The 18305-nt window shown below is 48.6% G+C and carries 16 protein-coding genes and 2 pseudogenes; 15 read left to right on the top strand and 3 right to left on the bottom strand.

Annotated elements, in window-relative coordinates:
* Nucleotides 1-14: 14 nt before the first annotated feature.
* From ICW23_RS04855 to ICW23_RS04815, 9 genes and pseudogenes are all read left to right on the top strand, one after another.
* Nucleotides 15-395: a DUF1360 domain-containing protein gene (locus ICW23_RS04855; RefSeq protein ID WP_045927036.1), complete on the top strand. Its 381-nt coding sequence runs from the start codon at nt 15-17 to the stop codon at nt 393-395.
* Between the two features lie 117 nt (nt 396-512).
* Entirely contained in the window at nt 513-2051 is a 1539-nt protein-coding gene (locus ICW23_RS04850; RefSeq protein WP_188154115.1) for a glycoside hydrolase family 10-like protein, read from the top strand.
* Nucleotides 2052-2190: 139 nt separating this feature from the next.
* Complete coding sequence (locus ICW23_RS04845; RefSeq protein ID WP_188154114.1) at nt 2191-3333, top strand: acyl-CoA dehydrogenase family protein; 1143 nt, start codon at nt 2191-2193, stop codon at nt 3331-3333.
* 32 nt (nt 3334-3365) lie between these two features.
* Nucleotides 3366-5018, top strand: a pseudogene (locus ICW23_RS04840) (AMP-binding protein); the annotation flags it as partial.
* 21 nt (nt 5019-5039) lie between these two features.
* Complete coding sequence (locus ICW23_RS04835; RefSeq protein WP_188154113.1) at nt 5040-6389, top strand: acetyl-CoA carboxylase biotin carboxylase subunit; 1350 nt, start codon at nt 5040-5042, stop codon at nt 6387-6389.
* The gene (locus ICW23_RS04830) at nt 6386-6598 is read left to right on the top strand and encodes an acetyl-CoA carboxylase biotin carboxyl carrier protein subunit (protein WP_016935929.1); all 213 of its coding nucleotides are present in this window, start codon (nt 6386-6388) and stop codon (nt 6596-6598) included. The genes ICW23_RS04835 and ICW23_RS04830 overlap by 4 nt, the downstream gene beginning before the upstream one ends.
* A 15-nt stretch (nt 6599-6613) precedes the next feature.
* Entirely contained in the window at nt 6614-7513 is a 900-nt protein-coding gene (locus ICW23_RS04825) for a hydroxymethylglutaryl-CoA lyase (protein ID WP_188154112.1), read from the top strand.
* Between the two features lie 15 nt (nt 7514-7528).
* Nucleotides 7529-8308 (top strand): enoyl-CoA hydratase, encoded by a 780-nt coding sequence (locus ICW23_RS04820; protein WP_188154111.1) that lies wholly within the window; start codon nt 7529-7531, stop codon nt 8306-8308.
* Between the two features lie 17 nt (nt 8309-8325).
* The gene (locus ICW23_RS04815) at nt 8326-9855 is read left to right on the top strand and encodes an acyl-CoA carboxylase subunit beta (protein ID WP_188154110.1); all 1530 of its coding nucleotides are present in this window, start codon (nt 8326-8328) and stop codon (nt 9853-9855) included.
* A 55-nt stretch (nt 9856-9910) separates the two neighbouring features.
* Here the strand turns inward: ICW23_RS04815 and uptA are convergent, their stop codons facing one another.
* From uptA to ICW23_RS04800, 3 genes and pseudogenes are all read right to left on the bottom strand, one after another.
* The gene (uptA, locus tag ICW23_RS04810; protein ID WP_016935933.1) at nt 9911-10501 is read right to left on the bottom strand and encodes an undecaprenyl phosphate transporter UptA; all 591 of its coding nucleotides are present in this window, start codon (nt 10499-10501) and stop codon (nt 9911-9913) included.
* 74 nt (nt 10502-10575) lie between these two features.
* A complete protein-coding gene (gene galU, locus ICW23_RS04805; protein WP_188154109.1) occupies nt 10576-11469 on the bottom strand; it encodes a UTP--glucose-1-phosphate uridylyltransferase GalU in 894 nt (297 codons plus the stop codon).
* Nucleotides 11470-11475: 6 nt separating this feature from the next.
* Nucleotides 11476-11936, bottom strand: a pseudogene (locus tag ICW23_RS04800) (GtrA family protein).
* Nucleotides 11937-12127: 191 nt separating this feature from the next.
* On the opposite strand from ICW23_RS04800, the gene ICW23_RS04795 reads away from it, so the two are divergent.
* The 6 genes from ICW23_RS04795 to ICW23_RS04770 are packed head-to-tail and all read left to right on the top strand — an operon-like array spanning nt 12128 to nt 18303.
* Nucleotides 12128-12898, top strand: a complete 771-nt coding sequence (locus ICW23_RS04795; RefSeq protein ID WP_188154107.1) for a 6-carboxyhexanoate--CoA ligase — start codon at nt 12128-12130, stop codon at nt 12896-12898.
* The gene (bioA, locus tag ICW23_RS04790; protein ID WP_016935937.1) at nt 12895-14241 is read left to right on the top strand and encodes an adenosylmethionine--8-amino-7-oxononanoate transaminase; all 1347 of its coding nucleotides are present in this window, start codon (nt 12895-12897) and stop codon (nt 14239-14241) included. Before ICW23_RS04795 ends, bioA begins: the two co-directional genes overlap by 4 nt.
* Nucleotides 14231-15385: an 8-amino-7-oxononanoate synthase gene (gene bioF, locus ICW23_RS04785; RefSeq protein ID WP_188154106.1), complete on the top strand. Its 1155-nt coding sequence runs from the start codon at nt 14231-14233 to the stop codon at nt 15383-15385. Before bioA ends, bioF begins: the two co-directional genes overlap by 11 nt.
* Nucleotides 15382-16083: a dethiobiotin synthase gene (gene bioD, locus ICW23_RS04780; RefSeq protein WP_188154105.1), complete on the top strand. Its 702-nt coding sequence runs from the start codon at nt 15382-15384 to the stop codon at nt 16081-16083. Before bioF ends, bioD begins: the two co-directional genes overlap by 4 nt.
* A gap of 2 nt (nt 16084-16085) precedes the next feature.
* The gene (gene bioB / locus ICW23_RS04775; protein WP_016935940.1) at nt 16086-17105 is read left to right on the top strand and encodes a biotin synthase BioB; all 1020 of its coding nucleotides are present in this window, start codon (nt 16086-16088) and stop codon (nt 17103-17105) included.
* A gap of 1 nt (nt 17106) precedes the next feature.
* Entirely contained in the window at nt 17107-18303 is a 1197-nt protein-coding gene (locus tag ICW23_RS04770; protein ID WP_188154104.1) for a cytochrome P450, read from the top strand.
* Nucleotides 18304-18305 lie beyond the last annotated feature (2 nt).

The raw sequence follows: 18305 nt of genomic DNA, 5'->3' as shown, positions 1-18305 counted from the left end.
TTGGAGGCTTTGTCATGACGAACCTATCTTGGCTTACATATGTAATGATCATCCTTGCCAGCTATCGGCTGACCCATTTAATTGTATTTGATAAGATTACCGAATTCATAAGAAAACCCTTTTTAAAGCAAGAAAAAACCATCGATCAAAACGGGCGCGCCGTCCAAAAAAAAGTCCCTTCCTCCGCATTCGGTTATATGCTGCAATGTTATTGGTGTGCGGGTGTCTGGTGCGCCATATTGATCGGCATCTGCTATTTGGTCTGGCCCCGCTATGCACATCCGGTTATTTTCATTTTGTCCATTGCCGGAGCGCAGGCCATTCTTGAAACCTGTGTCGGCGTCGGAACGAAGGTCATTGACGTGCTCGCCGCCATGAAACATAAAAAGTCCTGAAGCGTTTCAACCGCTTTAGGACTTTTTTCTTTTTTTAGGCTGAGAAGAATAAAGCAGGCTTTTTGATTCACCGCCCGGAATGCTTCGGAATACCGTAAAGCTGAAAGGGGGAAAAACATGAAAGGCTGCCGTTCCAGCATCATATGGTTTTTGGCCGTTTTACTGACAGCAGGCATCTTTACAGTCTCAGCACCAGCAAAAGCTGGCGGCACTCAGGCGAAGAGGGAAATGAGAGCCGTATGGATCGCGTCTGTCACCAATATCGACTGGCCCTCTAAAAAAGGGCTGTCACCCGATGAGCAAAAAAAAGAATACAGCAAGCTGCTGGATGACGTTCAGGCAATGGGGATGAACGCCGTGGTCGTTCAAATTAAACCGACGGCTGATGCTTTTTATCCATCAGATTACGGTCCGTGGTCAGAGTATTTGACAGGAACGCAAGGTAAAAATCCGGGCTACGATCCGCTTGCTTTTTTAGTTGAAGAGACACATAAACGGAATCTTGAATTCCACGCTTGGTTCAACCCTTACCGGATCACGATGAATCACACAAATTTGAATGCGCTTTCAGATGATCATCCCGCCCGTTCTCATCCGGACTGGGTCGCCGCATACGGAAATCAGCTGTATTATAATCCGGGCATTCCCGAAGTACGGCAATTTATAACGGATGGGATCAAAGAGGTGGTCAGCCGATATGACATTGATGCGGTTCATATGGATGACTATTTTTACCCTTATAAAATCGCCGGAAAGGAATTTCCCGATCAGGCGGCATACGAACGGTACGGAAAAGCTCACTTTGCATCAGTTGATGACTGGCGCAGGGATAACGTCAACCAGCTTGTAAAAGAGATCAATCAGACCATTAAACGAGAAAAATCTTATGTCAAATTCGGAATCAGCCCATTCGGCGTATGGAGAAATGCCGCAGATGACCCGACAGGCTCCAAAACGGCCGCCGGAGTGCGGAACTACGATGACTTATACGCTGATACGAGAGAATGGATCCAAAAAGGATATATTGATTACATCGCACCGCAGATTTACTGGAGTATCGGCTTTAAAGCGGCGGCATATGACGTCTTAGCGGATTGGTGGGGCAATGAAGTGAAAAATCGTCCCGTGCATTTATATATCGGGCAGGCAGCTTATAAAATCAACAACAACGCTGATCCGCCTTGGGCCGATCCGGAGGAATACGGAAGACAGATTGCTCTTAACAGGGAATCAGCTTGGATTAAAGGCAGCATGCATTTCAGTTTAAAGGATCTGAACCGTAACCCGCTCGATGTGAAAAACCGCTTGATCAATGACATGTACAGCCGGCCAGCATTAATACCCGAGATGCCTTGGCTCGGACATTCCGCTTTAAAAAAACCGGCTGTCAAACGGGCGGAGAAGAACGCTTCAGGCAATACACTCTTTATCGAAGATGCAAAATCCAACGGTAAAAAAACGGCTTATTACGCCATTTACCGCGCAGAAAAGGGAAAGCAGCCTTATTTAGTTGATACAGTCAGAAAAACAGCACCACGGACGCAGACATTTTCAGATACTGATATCCAGGCGAAAGGCGCCTGCACCTATATCGTTACTTCCGTTGACAGGCTTCACCATGAAAGCCGTCCCTCCGCAAAACGGACGGTTAAATAGCATTTCTAAAAAAACTGACAGTTGCCGAGCTGTCAGTTTTTTTGCGGCGGATGAGTCCGAATGTTCAGACTTTATTTGAATGGAATGAATAAAGACCCCCATTAATAAAATGTAGAAAGCAGCAGAAGGAGGAAGGTTAATGAATTTTCAACTGACAAAAGAACAGCAGATGGTGCGCGAAATGGTCAGAGATTTCGCCAAAAATGAAATTGCCCCGAAAGCCCATGAGGTTGATCAATCAGCCGTCTTTCCGATAGACACATTTAAAAAAATGGGCGAACTCGGCCTTCTCGGAATTCCGTTTCCGGAAGAATACGGAGGAGCGGGCGGTGATACCATTTCCTATGCAGCGGCAGTTGAAGAAATCGGAAAAGCCTGCGGAAGCACGGGGCTGAGCTATGCGGCAGCCGTGTCACTCGGTGCAAGCCCATTGTACTATTTCGGTACTGAAGAGCAAAAACAAGAACACCTTACTCCGCTAGCTTCCGGAAAAGCGCTCGGATCATTCGGATTGACGGAGCCGAATGCCGGTTCAGATGCCGGCGGAACACAGACAAAAGCCGAGAAAATGGGTGCTGACTATGTGATAAACGGAGAGAAATGCTGGATCACAAACGCCAATTATGCCCGTACGGTCATTGTCACCGCCGTTACGGGAAAAAACTCCGCCGGAAAACCGATCATTTCAGCTCTCATCGTCCCGACAGACACACCGGGATTTACGATCACAAGTCCGTACGACAAGATGGGTGTGAGAGGATCTGATACTGCCGAACTTGTGCTGGAAGATGTCAGGGTGCCTGCCGACAACCTGCTCGGTGATCCTGAAAAAGGTTTCAAGCAATTTTTATATACATTAGATGGCGGACGGATTTCGATTGCGGCGCTGGCTGTCGGTATCGCTCAAGGAGCATTGGAGGCGTCGCTGTCATATGCGAAGGAACGAAAGCAGTTCGGAAGCCCGATATCGTCATTTCAAGCCATCCAATTTAAGCTCGCTGACATGGCGATGGAAATTGACCTTGCCAGACAAATGGTGCTTAAAGCGGCCTGGCTGAAGGATCAAAACCTGCCATTTACGAAAGAAGCGGCATTCGCCAAGCTCTATGCTTCAGAAATGTCCGTCAGAACATGCCTTCAGGCCATCCAAATTCACGGCGGTTCCGGCTATATGAAGGAGTGCGGTGTCGAACGCATGCTTCGTGACGCAAAGCTGATGGAGATTGGCGAAGGAACGTCAGAAATTCAAAGAATGGTCATTGCAAGACAGCTCTTGAAGTGAAATGAAAACGTTTACCAAAACAAGAATGGAAGGAAGCAGGTCATATGGCTGAACTTATCCATTTAACAGCGGGAAAGCTGCTTGAGCGGACCGCGGAGCTTTTTCCGGATCATGAAGCGGTTGTTTACCCTGAGCGCGGCCTTCGTTATACGTATGCGGAGTTTGACCGGTTATGCCGGCAAACCGCAAAAGGGCTGATGAAGCTGGGAGTTGAAAAAGGAGATCATGTGGCCATATGGGCATCCAACATACCGGAATGGCTCGCGGCGCAATTTGCAACGGCGAAAATCGGCGCCGTCCTGGTCACCATCAATACGAATTTTCAAATCGCAGAGCTCGATTACCTGCTGACACATTCAGACGTCACGTCCCTGATTATCATGGATTCCTACAGGCAGACATCTTATGTTGAAATGGTGAATAAGCTGATTCCGGAGCTGAAAACTTGTGAGCGCGGCAGGCTGCGTTCGAAACGGTATCCCTTTTTACGGACGGTGTTATACATCGGGGATCAAAGACCGCCCGGCATGCACCGGTGGGATTCTTTGCTGAAGGATGCCGAGTCTGTAACGGATGCAGCGCTTGACGGAAGGATGGACAGCCTGGATAAGGATGATTGCATTCATATGCAATATACATCGGGTACGACCGGATTTCCGAAAGGCGTCATGCTCTCACATTTTAATATCGTCAATAACGCGGCCAATATCGCAGAGTGCATGAAGCTTACCCCAAGCGACCGTTTATGCATTCCCGTGCCGTTTTTCCACTGTTTCGGGTGTGTGCTCGGCGTGCTGGCATGTGTTTCCGCGGGTGCAGCGATGATCCCGATTGAACAGTTTTCTCCGCCGGCCGTTCTGAAAACGGTGGAGCAAGAAGCCTGCACGGCTCTGCACGGTGTGCCGACGATGTTTATCGCCCTCCTAAATGACAGCCGTTTTTCTGAATATGATCTTTCTCACGTCCGAACCGGAATTATGGCCGGCTCGCCATGTCCGGCGGAAGTCATGAAAGAAGTGATCGGCAAAATGGGGATGACCGGCATTACCATTGCCTACGGACAGACCGAAGCATCACCTGTCATTACGCAGACAAGAACGGATGATCCGTTTGAAAGAAGAGTGGAAACAGCCGGGCGGGCGCTTCCTCATATCGAAATCAAAATCGTTCGGCCCGGAACATCCGAGGAGGCCGCCCGGGGCGAACAGGGAGAGCTCTGCACCCGCGGATATCATGTCATGAAAGGCTATTATAAAAATCAAGAAGCGACCGAAGAAGCGATAGACAAAGACGGCTGGCTGCATACGGGTGATTTGGCAGTCATGGATGAAGACGGGTACTGCAAAATCACGGGCCGTCTGAAAGACATGCTGATAAGAGGCGGCGAAAATATCTATCCCCGGGAGATTGAAGAAATGTTATATCGGCATCCCGCAGTAGCAGACGTTCAAGTTGTCGGCGTGCCTGATCCGAAATACGGAGAAGAAGCCGCGGCGTGGATAAGGCTCAAAGACGGACAAACCGCTTCCACAGAAGACATCAGAACCTTTTGCAAAGAACATATCGCCCGCTACAAAGTCCCCCGGTATGTGTTATTCACAGATGAATATCCCATGACAGCCTCAGGAAAAATTCAGAAATTCAAGCTGCGGGAAAAAACGATTGAAGAGCTCAAGTTAACTTAATGAAAAAGGAGTGCTTCACATTTGTTTACAAAAATCCTGATTGCCAACAGAGGAGAAATCGCCTTACGAATTATCCGAACCTGCAAACGTCTCGGCATTCCCTCGGCAGCTGTCTATTCAGAAGCCGATCAGAATGCGCTCCATGTAAAAGCGGCAGATGAGGCCTATCCGATCGGAAAATCGAGAGTAAATGAAAGCTATTTACATATCGACAGAATCATAGAAGCCGCTAAAGCCGCCGGAGCGGACGCCATTCACCCCGGCTACGGGCTGCTGTCAGAAAACAGTTCGTTCGCCGAACGCTGCCGGAAGGAACAAATCACATTTATCGGCCCGCCCGGTGACATCATCGCCAAGATGGGCAGCAAGATAGAAGCCCGAAAAACGATGCAAAAAGCAAAGGTCCCGATCGTTCCCGGTGTTTCAGAACCGTTGCCCGATGTACACTCGGCCTTAGCCGAGGCCCGCGCCATCGGCTTTCCGGTCATGCTGAAAGCGTCCGCTGGAGGCGGCGGAATCGGCATGCAGATCGTACATTCAGAAGAAGAGCTGGCCAAAGCGTTTGAAGGCAATCAAAAGTGGGCTGCATCCTTTTTCGGAGACGGCGCGATGTATATGGAAAAAGTCATTGAAAACGCCCGTCATATTGAAATTCAGATTCTCGCAGATTCTTTCGGCAATACCGTTCATCTGTTTGAACGTGACTGTTCAGTGCAAAGGCGCCATCAAAAAGTGATAGAAGAAGCGCCGTCCCCGTTTGTTGATGATGAATTAAGACAAAGACTCGGCGAAACCGCCGTTAAAGCCGCTAAATCGATCGGCTACCAAAATGCGGGCACAATAGAGTTTCTCGTCGACCAAAAGAAACAAATCTATTTCTTAGAAATGAATACAAGACTGCAGGTAGAGCATCCGGTGACAGAAGAAATTACAGGACTGGATCTTGTGGAAGAGCAGCTGAAAATTGCCGCGGGGCAGCCGCTGACTTTCTCACAGAAAGACATCACACATCACGGGCATGCGATCGAAGTGCGGATTTATGCGGAAGATCCGGTCACCTTTTATCCGTCACCCGGCACCATCTCGTCTTTCTCCGTATTACGGCATCCGTCAGTGAGACACGAATGCGCCGTTGAAAAGGGAAGCACCATTTCTCCGTTTTACGATCCGATGATTGCCAAAATGATCGTCACGGCGAATACGAGAAAACAAGCCATTGAACAACTGAAAACCGCTCTTCGCGAATACCATGTAGAAGGGATTAAAACCAATATTCCCCTGCTGTCAAAGATTGCCCATTCAGAAGCGTTTGAAAAGGGTGAAGCGACAACCGGATTTTTACAAACCATGAACGGGGAGGCGTCCAAATGAGCGAGATAAAAATTCAGATGGCGGGAAATCTGTGGAAAATTCATGTGAAACCGGGCGATGTCATCGAAAAAGGACAGGAAGTAGCTGTCTTGGAATCAATGAAAATGGAAATTCCGATTATTGCTGATGTATCCGGAACGGTGAAAGAAGTGAGAAAAGCAGAAGGCGATTTCACCGATGAAGGAGAGGTCCTGATTGAGCTCCAATAAAACGGGAGGTGCAGCATGAACTGTCCGAAGCATGTCCGCATCAATGAAGTAGGGCCTCGTGACGGCCTGCAGAATGAGTCCGCGTGGGTGGATACAGAAGATAAGATTGAGTGGATCAATATGCTGTCAAAAACAGGACTTTCCTATATCGAAGTGACTTCATTCGTGAATCCGAGGTGGATTCCGGCGCTGCGTGACAGTCTGGACGTTGCAAAGGGAATTGCCAGAACAAAACATACAGTATACGCGGCTCTCGTTCCAAACCTCACCGGGCTGCAGCATGCGGCAGAAGGCAGAATTGATCAAGCCTGTGTGTTTTTATCAGCAAGCGAAACCCATAACCAAAAAAACGTCAACAAACCGATTGACCGGACCGTTCAAGAGCTCAGGCAGGTCATTTCTGAAGCAAAATCTGAAAAAATGGCAACGAGAGCTTATCTTTCCACCGTATTCGGATGCCCGTATGAACAAAACGTACCGATCGAACAAGTCATCCGGCTCACAGACACGCTTCTTGAAATGGGCGTTGATGAATTATCACTCGGCGACACAATCGGCGCGGCGAACCCCTTGCAGGTCATAGCCGTGCTTGAAGCTCTTTTGCCGAGAGTTCCCGCCTCAAAAATCGCACTCCATTTCCATGATACAAGAGGCACGGCTCTTGCAAATATCATTCCCGCTCTTGATATGGGGATTACATCCTTTGATACCTCCTCAGGCGGGCTTGGCGGCTGTCCGTATGCTCCGGGATCAGCAGGAAACGCCGCCACAGAAGACGTCATTTATATGCTTGAACAAATGGGGATTGATACTGGGACGGACATGAATAAACTACTTGAAGCCGCCGGCTGGATCGGGGATAAAATCGGCAAAGACCTGCCAAGCAGAAACCTGCAGGTCTTCAGAACGAAATGAGAGAGAGGAGAAGCCATGGGAGATTGCGTATTGTTTTCCGTCTGTCAAGAAACAATCGGCCTGATCACGCTGAACCGCCCGCATGCGGCCAACTCACTGTCATCAGAAATGATTGATGATTTACAGCGTGTGATTACAGACATCAAAAATTCGCCATCCATTCGCTGTGTCATTCTCACCGGCTTCGGAAACACATTCTGCGCTGGTGCTGATTTAAAAGAAAGAGCGGGGATGAATCATGAACAAGTCAAACAAAGCGTCAGGCGTATCGGTGAAACCGCCGCCTCAATTGAAGCACTCCCGCAGCCGGCCATTGCAGCGCTGAATGGAACGGCAGTCGGCGGCGGACTTGAACTCGCCCTCGCTTGCGATATCAGAATCGCCGCCAGCCGGGCGGGCCTCGGCCTCCCTGAAACAGGCCTTGCGATCATACCCGGGGCGGGCGGAACACAGAGACTGCCTAGGCTTATCGGACCCGGTGCGGCAAAAGAGTTGATCTACACCGGCCGGAGGCTCACGGCCCAAGAGGGAAAAGACATAAAGCTGGTCGAGCATGTATGTGAAACCGAAGAACTTTTGGAAAAAGCAAAAGCACTGGCCGGCCGCATCGCCGCCAATGGGCCGATCGCCGTCAGACAAGCAAAATTCGCGATAAACAAGGGGCTGGAGACTGATCTCAATACAGGGCTCGAAATCGAACGAAAAGCATATGCACAAGTCATCCCGACACTTGACAGAGAAGAGGGGCTGCGCGCTTTTAAAGAAAAAAGACCCCCTGAATACAAAGGAAAATAAAACATGGAGGGACTCGGATGGATTACGAAAAAGAACGGCAGACACGCAGCAAAACGATTGAAAAGGGAGGAGCCGCGAAATATCACGCAAGCAATGAAAAGAAGGGAAAACTTTTTGTAAGAGACAGGCTGAAACTTTTATTCGATGACGGCATATCCGTTGAAGACGCTTTTTTCGCCGAGTGCATGTCAGACGGACTGCCGGCTGACGGGGTCGTTACCGGGATCGGAACCATCGGCGGCAGAACCGTTTGTGTGATGGCAAACGACTCAACCGTAAAGGCGGGCTCGTGGGGCGCGAAGACGGTGGAAAAAATCATCCGCATTCAGGAAACGGCTGAAAAACTGCAGTGTCCGCTTCTGTACTTAGTCGATTCAGCAGGTGCAAGAATTACCGATCAGGTCGACATGTTCCCGGGCAGAAGGGGAGCCGGCCGCATTTTTTATAATCAAGTAAAGCTGTCGGGACGCATACCGCAAATCTGTTTATTGTTCGGTCCTTCCGCTGCGGGCGGCGCTTACATTCCTGCCTTTTGCGACATTGTTATTATGGTTGAAGGCAATGCATCCATGTACTTAGGCTCTCCGCGCATGGCGGAAATGGTAATCGGCGAAAAGGTATCGCTTGAAGAAATGGGCGGCGCCCGTATGCATTGTTCCGTATCAGGCTGCGGTGATCTCCTCGCCCGGACGGAACAGGAAGCAATCACGATGGCGCGGACATATCTCAGCTACTTTCCGGCAAATTATACGGAAAAAGCGCCTGTCAGCGAATCCAAGAACCCGAAAGATTTTGAAAAACCGCTCTCAGATGTCATCCCGGCACATCAAAATGCACCGTTCAACATGCTGGATTTAATTGAACGTGTCATCGATGAAGACTCTTTTTTTGAGATTAAACCGTTATTTGCGCAGGAATTAATAACGGGACTTGCGCGGATTCACGGACAGCCGGTCGGCATTATCGCCAACCAGCCGCGTGTCAAAGGCGGGGTTTTATTTCTCGATTCGGCGGATAAAGCCGCAAAATTCATCGCTTTGTGCGATGCATTTCATATTCCGCTTCTGTTTTTGGCAGACATCCCCGGATTTATGATCGGAACGAAGGTTGAGCAGGCGGGCATCATCAGGCATGGCGCAAAAATGATCTCCGCAATGGCGGAAGCGACTGTTCCGAAGCTTTCCGTTATTGTCAGAAAAGCCTACGGTGCGGGATTATATGCGATGGCGGGCCCGGCTTTTGAACCGGATTGCTGCTTAGCGCTTCCGACTGCGCAAATTGCCGTAATGGGGCCAGAAGCAGCGGTAAATGCGGTCTACGCAAACAAAATCAGCGAACTCACTCCAGAAGAAAGGCCGGCTTTTATTCAGAAAAAGCGAGATGAATACAAGGAAGACATTAACCTTTACCGTCTTGCCTCTGAAATGGTGATTGACGGCATCGTTCCCGCTGATTCCTTGCGGGACGAACTCAATAAACGCCTCACTGCTTACATGTCTAAACAACTGACTTTCACACACCGGAAACACCCCGTATACCCAGTATAAATAAAAAAGACCGCATAGATCCGGCCCGCGGCCGTTCTTCTATGCAGTCTTTTTTTCATAGTCTTGATCTCATCTTTTTCACGACAAAATAAACAACAATAAATACAAGAGCCAATATAATGATCGGAGTCGTGTACATTCCGGCATAGCTGTCTACATCTTTCCATTGTCCGCCGAGCTGATACCCGAGATAAACGAAAATGACAGACCACGGAATAATCGCAAGCGTCGTCAAGGTGACAAACTTGGAAAGCGGCATTTTCGCGAGGCCGGCCGGTATGGAAATCGCGTGTCTGACGACCGGGATAAACCGGGCCGAGAATACTACGCCCGCGCCGTAACGGCGAAACCAGTTTTCGGCAACATCAATATGATGCTTTTTCAGCAGTAAGTACTTGCCGTACTTGTCCAAAAACGGCCGCCCCCCATAACGGGCGATCCAGTAAATAAAGCACTGCGCGATCGTTCCCCCGATCACGCCGGCGATAACGGCGCCGATAAAACTGATCGTGCCTTCTGACACCATATAGCCTCCATAGGCCAAAACGATTTCACTCGGAATGATTTCGATCATTAATCCGAGCGCAATCCCGAAATAGCCCATACTTGTCAGCCAGGATAATATTTCACTAATAAAATTGCCCACACTGTTCACAACCTCTTTATCTTTTTACCCAATTATATGACTGATTGACAAGCAAAATGGTTACAAATTATTTTTTAACGCACGTTTTCTTCAGATTCTCTTTTTAACACCTCTTCTAAGTAAGCTAAGAGTTTCGGTCTCATTTCCTTCCGCAGCAGCCCGATCTCCGTGCCAGCCTTAAAACAGCCGAGCTTGTCGCCTATATCAAACCGTCTTCCTTCGAGCTCCCGCGCGTAGATACTTTGGGTGCGGCACACTTCGCGCAGCGCGTCTGTCAATTGGATTTCGTTGCCTGCGCCTCTTCCGATCGTCTTCAGCGCTTTAAAAATGGCAGGGGTTAATATGTAACGGCCCATCACGGCAATTTGAGAGGGCGCCTTTTCAACAGCCGGCTTTTCAATCAGATCCTCAACCTGGTACACATGACCGTTCTGCCGCCCCGTCTGTATAATACCATATTTGCTGACATCGGCGGGGTCGACGGGCTGTACGCCGATCGTTTCTGTGCCGTGTTGGTTATAGACGTCTATGAGCTGCGAGAGCGCGGGGGTGTCAGATACCATAATATCATCACCTAAGAGAACGGCAAAAGGTTCTTCTCCGATAAAATGCTCCGCACACAGCACCGCATGACCTAAGCCGAGCGGCTCTTTTTGGCGGATGTAATGAATATTGGCCAAATCGGCAATCTGCTGCATTTCCTTCAGCATCTCCGTCTTGCCTTTTTCCCGCAGATTGAATTCCAATTCCGCCGACCGGTCAAAATGATCTTCAATCGAGCGCTTGTTTCTTCCTGTAATAATCAGAATATCTTCAATCCCAGACTCAGCGGCCTCTTCTACGATATATTGGATTGCCGGTTTGTCAACGATCGGCAGCATTTCTTTCGGCTGCGCCTTTGTCGCCGGCAGAAATCTCGTTCCTAAACCCGCTGCGGGAATAACCGCTTTTCTCACTTTTTTTCTCATTCATCTTCACTCCTGATCCTGTATGTTTTTCAGCGAATCTCCGAATACCCAGATTCGGTTTCCGATAAAATTCATCATCATTCCGCCGATAGTGGCGGCGAGCTTACTCACCAAAAGCGAACAGCCGCCTTTTTGAAACGCGTACAGCAGCAAAAAGGTGATCCCCGACGCGGCAAGATTAATGATGAGAAAGCGCATGATCTCTTTCCCGTCAGCCTTGCGCTTTACACGAAACGTCCAATTCCGGTTCCACACATAACTGTTGATCATTCCAGCCGAATAGGAGCAGATCTGTGCCGGCAGATAAGGAACACGGCAGGCGGTAAGCAGAAAGAAGACCCCAAAATCGATCAGCGTATTGCCGGCCCCGACCGTGCAGAAACGGCCTAATGTCTTTATTTTTCCTTTCAGCATAACGGTGACCTCCCCTCTAATAAGATGCGGATGGCTGTCCTATTTGTTGATATCGATTACTTTAGCGGACAGCGTTGAAAAAACAATGACTAAAATATGAACAAAACATGAAAACGTTAAGTTAACAGTTTGATAGGTTAGGTTGACATATTTCGAGAAGGGCACTAATATTCTGTATAAGTGTTAACCTTTAATTATTTTGGTTAACATTATTTTTCAAGGCAAGAGAAAGGAGGGGAAAGGAATGGAGGAAGAAACATATTACAGCGTCAGAATGAGAGCTTCCCGAAATGCCTCTCATGAACAGGGCGGGAAACACATTTCCGGCGGAGAACGGCTTATCACTTACAGCGGAATACAGGAAGCGGTGAATGGCTTATTACATAAAGGCTTCTCGCATTCAAGAGGGACACCTGATTTTATGCAGATCCAGCTTGAAAGCGTCAATGAACCGATCAAAACGATCCGCCCTTTGCCGATTACCGTACATCAAACAGATACGGCAGAGAAAGGACAAGCAATCGCCCGGACGCTTTTGCAAAAAGCAGGAATTCCTCCGCGCCTGATAGAGAAAGCCTATCAAAACATCGCGGAATATGCAGAAGCAAGAGGAGCGGTCCTGTTTGACATCCGGACAGGAAAACGCATTGACGGCAGAAGGGAAAGAGGTGTGCGGGTATCCCGAATGGATTGGCCGGCACACGATTTTCAAAAATGGGCTTTAGATCACAACATGCCGGAAAATTCACGAATCAAAGAAGCACATGCCATCGCGGCAAAGGTTTGCGCGCATCCGGGAATCATAGCTGAAGTGTGCTGGTCAGATGACCCTGATTACATAACGGGCTACGTTGCCTCAAAAGAGCTGGGCTATCAGCGGATTACCAAGATGAAGAATGACGGCGATGAGAGCGGCTGCCGGATTTTCTTTACAGATGGAATCACAGATACAGAGAGCTGTATCCATTTTTTAGAGAAACAGCCTGTATTCATTCAGCGGGAGGGGAACATATGAAACAATCAATGATTGAAAAAAGCAAAAAGCATCTTTGGCTGCCTTTCACACAAATGAAAGATTACGATGAGGATCCGTTAATGATTGAAAGCGGAAACGGAATCATGCTGAAAGACACAAGCGGCAAAGAATACTATGACGGCTTTTCCTCAGTATGGCTCAATGTACACGGCCACCGCAAAAAAGAAATGGATGAGGCGATTCAAAAACAGCTTAAAAAAATCGCTCATTCGACCTTGCTGGGCATGACGAATGTTCCCGCGACAGAACTTGCCGAGATGCTGACGGGCATTACACCTGAAAATCTGACACGTGTTTTTTACTCTGACAGCGGAGCGGAAGCAATGGAAATCGCTCTGAAAATGGCCTTTCAATATTGGAAAAACATAGGGAGACCTAAAAAGCAGACATTCATTTCGATGCAGAACGGCTATCACGGCGATACGATCGGAGCGGTCAGCGTCGGTTCTATTGAACTCTTCCACCATGTATACGGCCCGCTGATGTTTGAAAGCTACAAAGCGCCGATTCCTTACGTATACAGATCTGAAAGCGGCGACCCCGTACAGTGCCGGGATGAATGTCTGAACGCGCTCGAACAGCTGCTTGCAAAGCATCACGAAGAGATTGCCGCACTTACGATTGAATCGATGGTGCAAGGCGCATCCGGCATGATCGTCATGCCTGAAGGCTTTCTGGCAGGCGTACGAAAGCTGTGTACGGCATATGATGTCTTGATGATCGTTGACGAAGTGGCGACGGGGTTCGGCCGCACCGGAAAAATGTTTGCCTGTGAGCATGAAAATGTCCAGCCGGACTTGATGGCCGCAGGGAAAGGAATTACGGGAGGCTATTTGCCGATCGCCGTGACGTTTGCCGCAGAAGCGATTTATGAAGCTTTTTATGATGACTATGAAAACATGAAAACATTTTTCCACGGCCACTCCTATACAGGAAATCAGCTGGGCTGTGCCGCGGCAATTGAAAATCTCCGTTTATTTGAATCAGAGCGCATCGTTGAACAAGTTGCCGAAAAATCAAAAACGGCAGCGATGCTTCTTCATGATCTGAAGCAGCTTCCTCATGTCGGCGATGTCCGCCAGCTCGGTTTCATGTGCGGCATAGAGCTCGTGCAGGATAAGGGGACAAAACAGCCTTATCCGCCTGAAAAGCGTGTTGGATATAAGGTGTCTTTGAAAATGAGAGAGCTCGGTATGCTGACGAGGCCGCTCGGAGACGTAATCGCCTTTCTTCCGCCGCTCGCCAGCACGACTGATCAGTTAAAAGCCATGATCTCCATTATGAAAGAAGCGATAGCCGAGGTGACCGGCCGTGGATTTTGACGGATGGCTCTTCGAAAGGCTCGATGCGGTGAAAAGAGACGGGCTGTATCGGACGCTGCGGAAACAGGAAACCGCTCTCAAAAACAAAGAGGAAAAGATCTGGGCATCCAATGACTATTTAGGCCTGTCTAAAGATGAGCGCCTGATCACAGCCGCGCAAACGGCGCTAAACTGCTTCGGAGCGGGAAGCAGCGGTTCCCGGTTAACGACAGGAAATACTTTTTGGCATGAAACACTTGAACAAACAATCGCAGATTTTAAACAGACGGAAGCTGCTTTATTGTTTTCCAGCGGTTACTTGGCGAATATAGGCGTGCTTGCTTCACTGCCGCAAAAAGGCGATGTCATTTTAAGCGATCAATTGAACCATGCGAGCATTGTTGACGGCTGCCGTTTATCGAAAGCGGAAACCATCGTGTACCGCCATATTGATATGGCTGATCTTGAGGAAAAACTTGCCTCCGTCCAGTCTCGGAACCGCCGCTTTATCGTCACGGACGGCGTCTTCAGCATGGACGGCACCATTGCGCCTCTTGACCGCATAATGGCGCTTGCAAAGCAGTATCAGGCATTTGTGATAGCAGACGACGCGCATGCAACCGGAGTACTCGGGGAAAACGGCGGGGGAACCAGTGAATATTTTGGTGTTTGTCCTGATGTTGTCATCGGCACGTTAAGTAAAGCGGTCGGAACGGAAGGAGGTTTTGCCGCGGGGTCAAACATTTTCATTGATTTTTTGCTGAATCATGCGCGGACGTTTATTTTTCAGACAGCCCTTCCGCCGGCAATTTGTGCGGCTTCCCATACGGCATTTGACATCATATCAGATATGTACGATACGCGCCGTGAACTGCTGTCGTCTGTCAAAACGATCAAAACCCGTCTGACCGATATGGGTTTTACCGTAAGAGGCGGAGATACACCAATCATCGCCGTCATCATCGGTGATGCAAAAACAGCGGTTTCAGTTGCTGCACTGCTGGAGAAAAAGGGGATCTGCGCCCCGGCCATCCGCCCGCCATCCGTTCCTGACGGTGAAAGCAGAATCAGGCTGACCGTCACGGCGGACCGCAGCTTACAGGACATAGATGGGCTTACAGAAGCATTTGATTCCATCAGAAAAGAGCTGAATTTAAACAAATGAGAAGTTTTTTTGTTACAGGAACAGATACCGGCGTCGGAAAAACCATCGTTTCTTGCGGACTTGCTGCGGCATTCCGGCAGAAACAGGCGGATATCGGAGTGTTTAAGCCGTTTTTAAGCGGTGTGCCGCGGACTCATCCGGAAAGTGACACCTCGATGTTGAAAGACATGTCACAAACCGCACTGTCTCATGAAGAGATTACGCCATTTGAATGGAAAGAGCCGCTTGCACCGTACACGGCCGCCATGCTTGAAGGAAAATCCGTGAGCATGGAAGAGGTCACGGCCCACTGGAGAAAGATCAAAAATCGTCATGAGTGTTTCATCGTCGAAGGGGCAGGCGGCATTTCCGTCCCGCTTGGTGAAAATTACTTAGTCAGTCATCTGATAAAAGCCTTGGAATTGCCGGCAGTGATTGTGGCCAGGCCTGATCTCGGAACCATCAACCACACGTATTTAACCGTTGAATATGCGAAAAACATGGGGATAGAGGTTCTCGGCATCATTATCAACGGCGTAAATAGCCGGCCGGGGCTGGACGAAAAGACAAACCCGAGCATCATTGAAACCTTATGCAAAGTTCCGATTTTAGGAATGACACCGAAGCTGGATCACGTTTCAGCAGAAAACATTCAACACATGATTGAGAAACATGTAGATGTTTCCTCTTTCATGAATCTGACACAAATGGGGAGATAAACATGAATCAATGGATGGATCTTGCAGAGAGAGTGCTGGACGGGGCGGAAGTAACGAACCAGGAAGCGCTTGCCATTTTAAATTGCCCTGATGAGGATCTTTTATTGCTGATGCATGCCGCTTTTCATATTAGAAAACGATTTTACGGAAAAAAGGTAAAGCTGAATATGATTATGAATGCAAAGTCAGGCCTGTGTCCCGAAAATTGCGGGTACTGTTCACAATCTGCAATATCAAAAGCGCCGATTGAGTCTTATCGGATGGTGGATAAGCATATATTGCTTAAAGGGGCAAAACGCGCCCATGACCTGAATATAGGAACATACTGCATCGTCGCCAGCGGCCGGGGACCGTCAAACAGAGAAGTAGACCAAGTGGTTGATGCTGTCAAAGAAATTAAAGAAACGTACGGTTTGAAAATCTGCGCATGCCTCGGTCTGTTGAAGCCGGAACAGGCGGAGCGGCTGAAACAGGCAGGAGTCGACCGCTACAATCATAACATCAATACGTCACAAAGGAATCACGCAAACATTACGACCTCACACACGTATGACGACAGGGTCAATACGGTACAAATGGCGAAACAATCAGGGATGTCACCTTGTTCGGGTGTCATCGTCGGCATGAAAGAGACGAAACAGGACGTCATTGATATGGCGAACAGCTTGAAAGCGCTTGACGCCGACAGCATCCCGGTTAATTTCCTGCATGCGATAGACGGAACTCCGTTAGAAGGGGTAAGCGAATTAAATCCGGTGTATTGCCTGAAAGTGCTCGCCTTGTTCCGTTTTATCAATCCGGCAAAAGAAATCCGTATCTCAGGAGGCCGGGAAGTCAACCTGCGTTCGCTGCAGCCGCTCGGCCTGTACGCGGCAAACTCTATATTCGTCGGCGATTACTTAACAACCTCAGGACAGCATGAAACAGAGGATCATAAAATGCTCCATGATCTAGGTTTTGAAGTTGAATCCGTCGAAGAAATGAAAGCCGGCTTACAATCCGCCTGCAAAACGGAGGTATAAGATGACGGCGGGCGTATCAATTTCACATCCGTCCCTCCAGGCGGATTCAGATTTTTGGAATGACCCTTACCCGTTTTATGACAACCTGCGGGCCATTGATCCTGTTTATAAAGGAACCGTATTAAAATATCCGGGCTGGTATGTCACCGGGTATAAAGAAGCGGAAGCGATTCTGAAAGACAACCGGTTTAAAAACCGCATTCCTCTTCCGGAAGCTTCAACGAAATATCAAAATCTAACGCATATCCAGCACGATATGCTGTTATTTAAAAATCAATCAGACCATAAGCGGATCCGGATGGTTATAGGGAAAGAATTCACCGCAAAGACGGCGGAATCACTCCGCCCCTGTATAAAAGAAACGGCGCATGACTTATTGGATCAAGTCCAAAACAAAAAAACCGCAGACCTTGTTTCAGAGTTTGCCTTTCCGTTGGCAAGCCTCATCATTGCGAAGATACTCGGAGTGCCGAAAGAGGAGAGATATCAATTCAGACAATGGACGGCAGACGTCATTCAGGCCATTGATTTTACCCGGTCAAGAAAGACGTTAGTCAGAGCAAGCGGCACCGCAGGCAGGATGACGTCATATTTCAGAGATTTGATTCACAAGCGGAAAACCCAGCCTCAGGAAGACTTGATCAGCAGGTTTATTGTGGAAGAACAGCTATCCAAAGAGGAAGTGCTCGCGACATGTGTATTACTTATCATAGCCGGACACGAGACGACGGTAAACCTCATAAGCAACGGTGTGTATACTTTATTGAAACACCCTGAACAGCTTAGCGCACTGAGAGAAAACCCCTCGCTTATTGAAACTGCAGTCGAGGAATGTTTGCGTTATGACAGCCCTACGCAGCTGACGGCCCGCACCGCTTCAGAAGACTGTGAAATAAATGGGAAGATCATAAAAAAAGGAGAGCAGGTATATATCCTTTTAGGTGCAGCCAATCGCGATCCAAGCATATTCGATCAGCCTCACAAAATGGACATTGAAAGAAAACCGAATCGGCATCTTGCATTCGGAAAGAACGCCCATTTTTGCGTAGGTTCACGATTAGCGCACATTGAAGCGCAAATAGCCATTCTCGCGCTGTTAGAGCGGATGCCTAAGCTTCGGCTGGCTGCACCCAAGCTTGAATACCGGAAGCTCATTGGTTTTAGGTCACTCACAGAGCTTCCAGTTGTCATCGGCTGATG

The sequence above is a fragment of the Bacillus sp. 1021 genome (assembly GCF_014534735.1).
Taxonomy (GTDB): Bacteria; Bacillota; Bacilli; order Bacillales; family Bacillaceae; genus Bacillus; species Bacillus siamensis.
This window is presented reverse-complemented; position numbering and strand designations above follow the sequence as displayed.

What these genes read in the sequence shown, in the direction of transcription:
- ICW23_RS04855 (WP_045927036.1), top strand. Translation starts at nt 15, where the DNA reads ATGACGAACCTATCTTGGCTTACATATGTAATGATCATCCTTGCCAGC.
- ICW23_RS04850 (WP_188154115.1), top strand. Translation starts at nt 513, where the DNA reads ATGAAAGGCTGCCGTTCCAGCATCATATGGTTTTTGGCCGTTTTACTG.
- ICW23_RS04845 (WP_188154114.1), top strand. Translation starts at nt 2,191, where the DNA reads ATGAATTTTCAACTGACAAAAGAACAGCAGATGGTGCGCGAAATGGTC.
- ICW23_RS04830 (WP_016935929.1), top strand. Translation starts at nt 6,386, where the DNA reads ATGAGCGAGATAAAAATTCAGATGGCGGGAAATCTGTGGAAAATTCAT.
- ICW23_RS04825 (WP_188154112.1), top strand. Translation starts at nt 6,614, where the DNA reads ATGAACTGTCCGAAGCATGTCCGCATCAATGAAGTAGGGCCTCGTGAC.
- ICW23_RS04820 (WP_188154111.1), top strand. Translation starts at nt 7,529, where the DNA reads ATGGGAGATTGCGTATTGTTTTCCGTCTGTCAAGAAACAATCGGCCTG.
- ICW23_RS04815 (WP_188154110.1), top strand. Translation starts at nt 8,326, where the DNA reads ATGGATTACGAAAAAGAACGGCAGACACGCAGCAAAACGATTGAAAAG.
- galU (WP_188154109.1), bottom strand. Translation starts at nt 11,469, where the DNA reads ATGAGAAAAAAAGTGAGAAAAGCGGTTATTCCCGCAGCGGGTTTAGGA.
- ICW23_RS04795 (WP_188154107.1), top strand. Translation starts at nt 12,128, where the DNA reads ATGGAGGAAGAAACATATTACAGCGTCAGAATGAGAGCTTCCCGAAAT.
- bioA (WP_016935937.1), top strand. Translation starts at nt 12,895, where the DNA reads ATGAAACAATCAATGATTGAAAAAAGCAAAAAGCATCTTTGGCTGCCT.
- bioD (WP_188154105.1), top strand. Translation starts at nt 15,382, where the DNA reads ATGAGAAGTTTTTTTGTTACAGGAACAGATACCGGCGTCGGAAAAACC.
- bioB (WP_016935940.1), top strand. Translation starts at nt 16,086, where the DNA reads ATGAATCAATGGATGGATCTTGCAGAGAGAGTGCTGGACGGGGCGGAA.
- ICW23_RS04770 (WP_188154104.1), top strand. Translation starts at nt 17,107, where the DNA reads ATGACGGCGGGCGTATCAATTTCACATCCGTCCCTCCAGGCGGATTCA.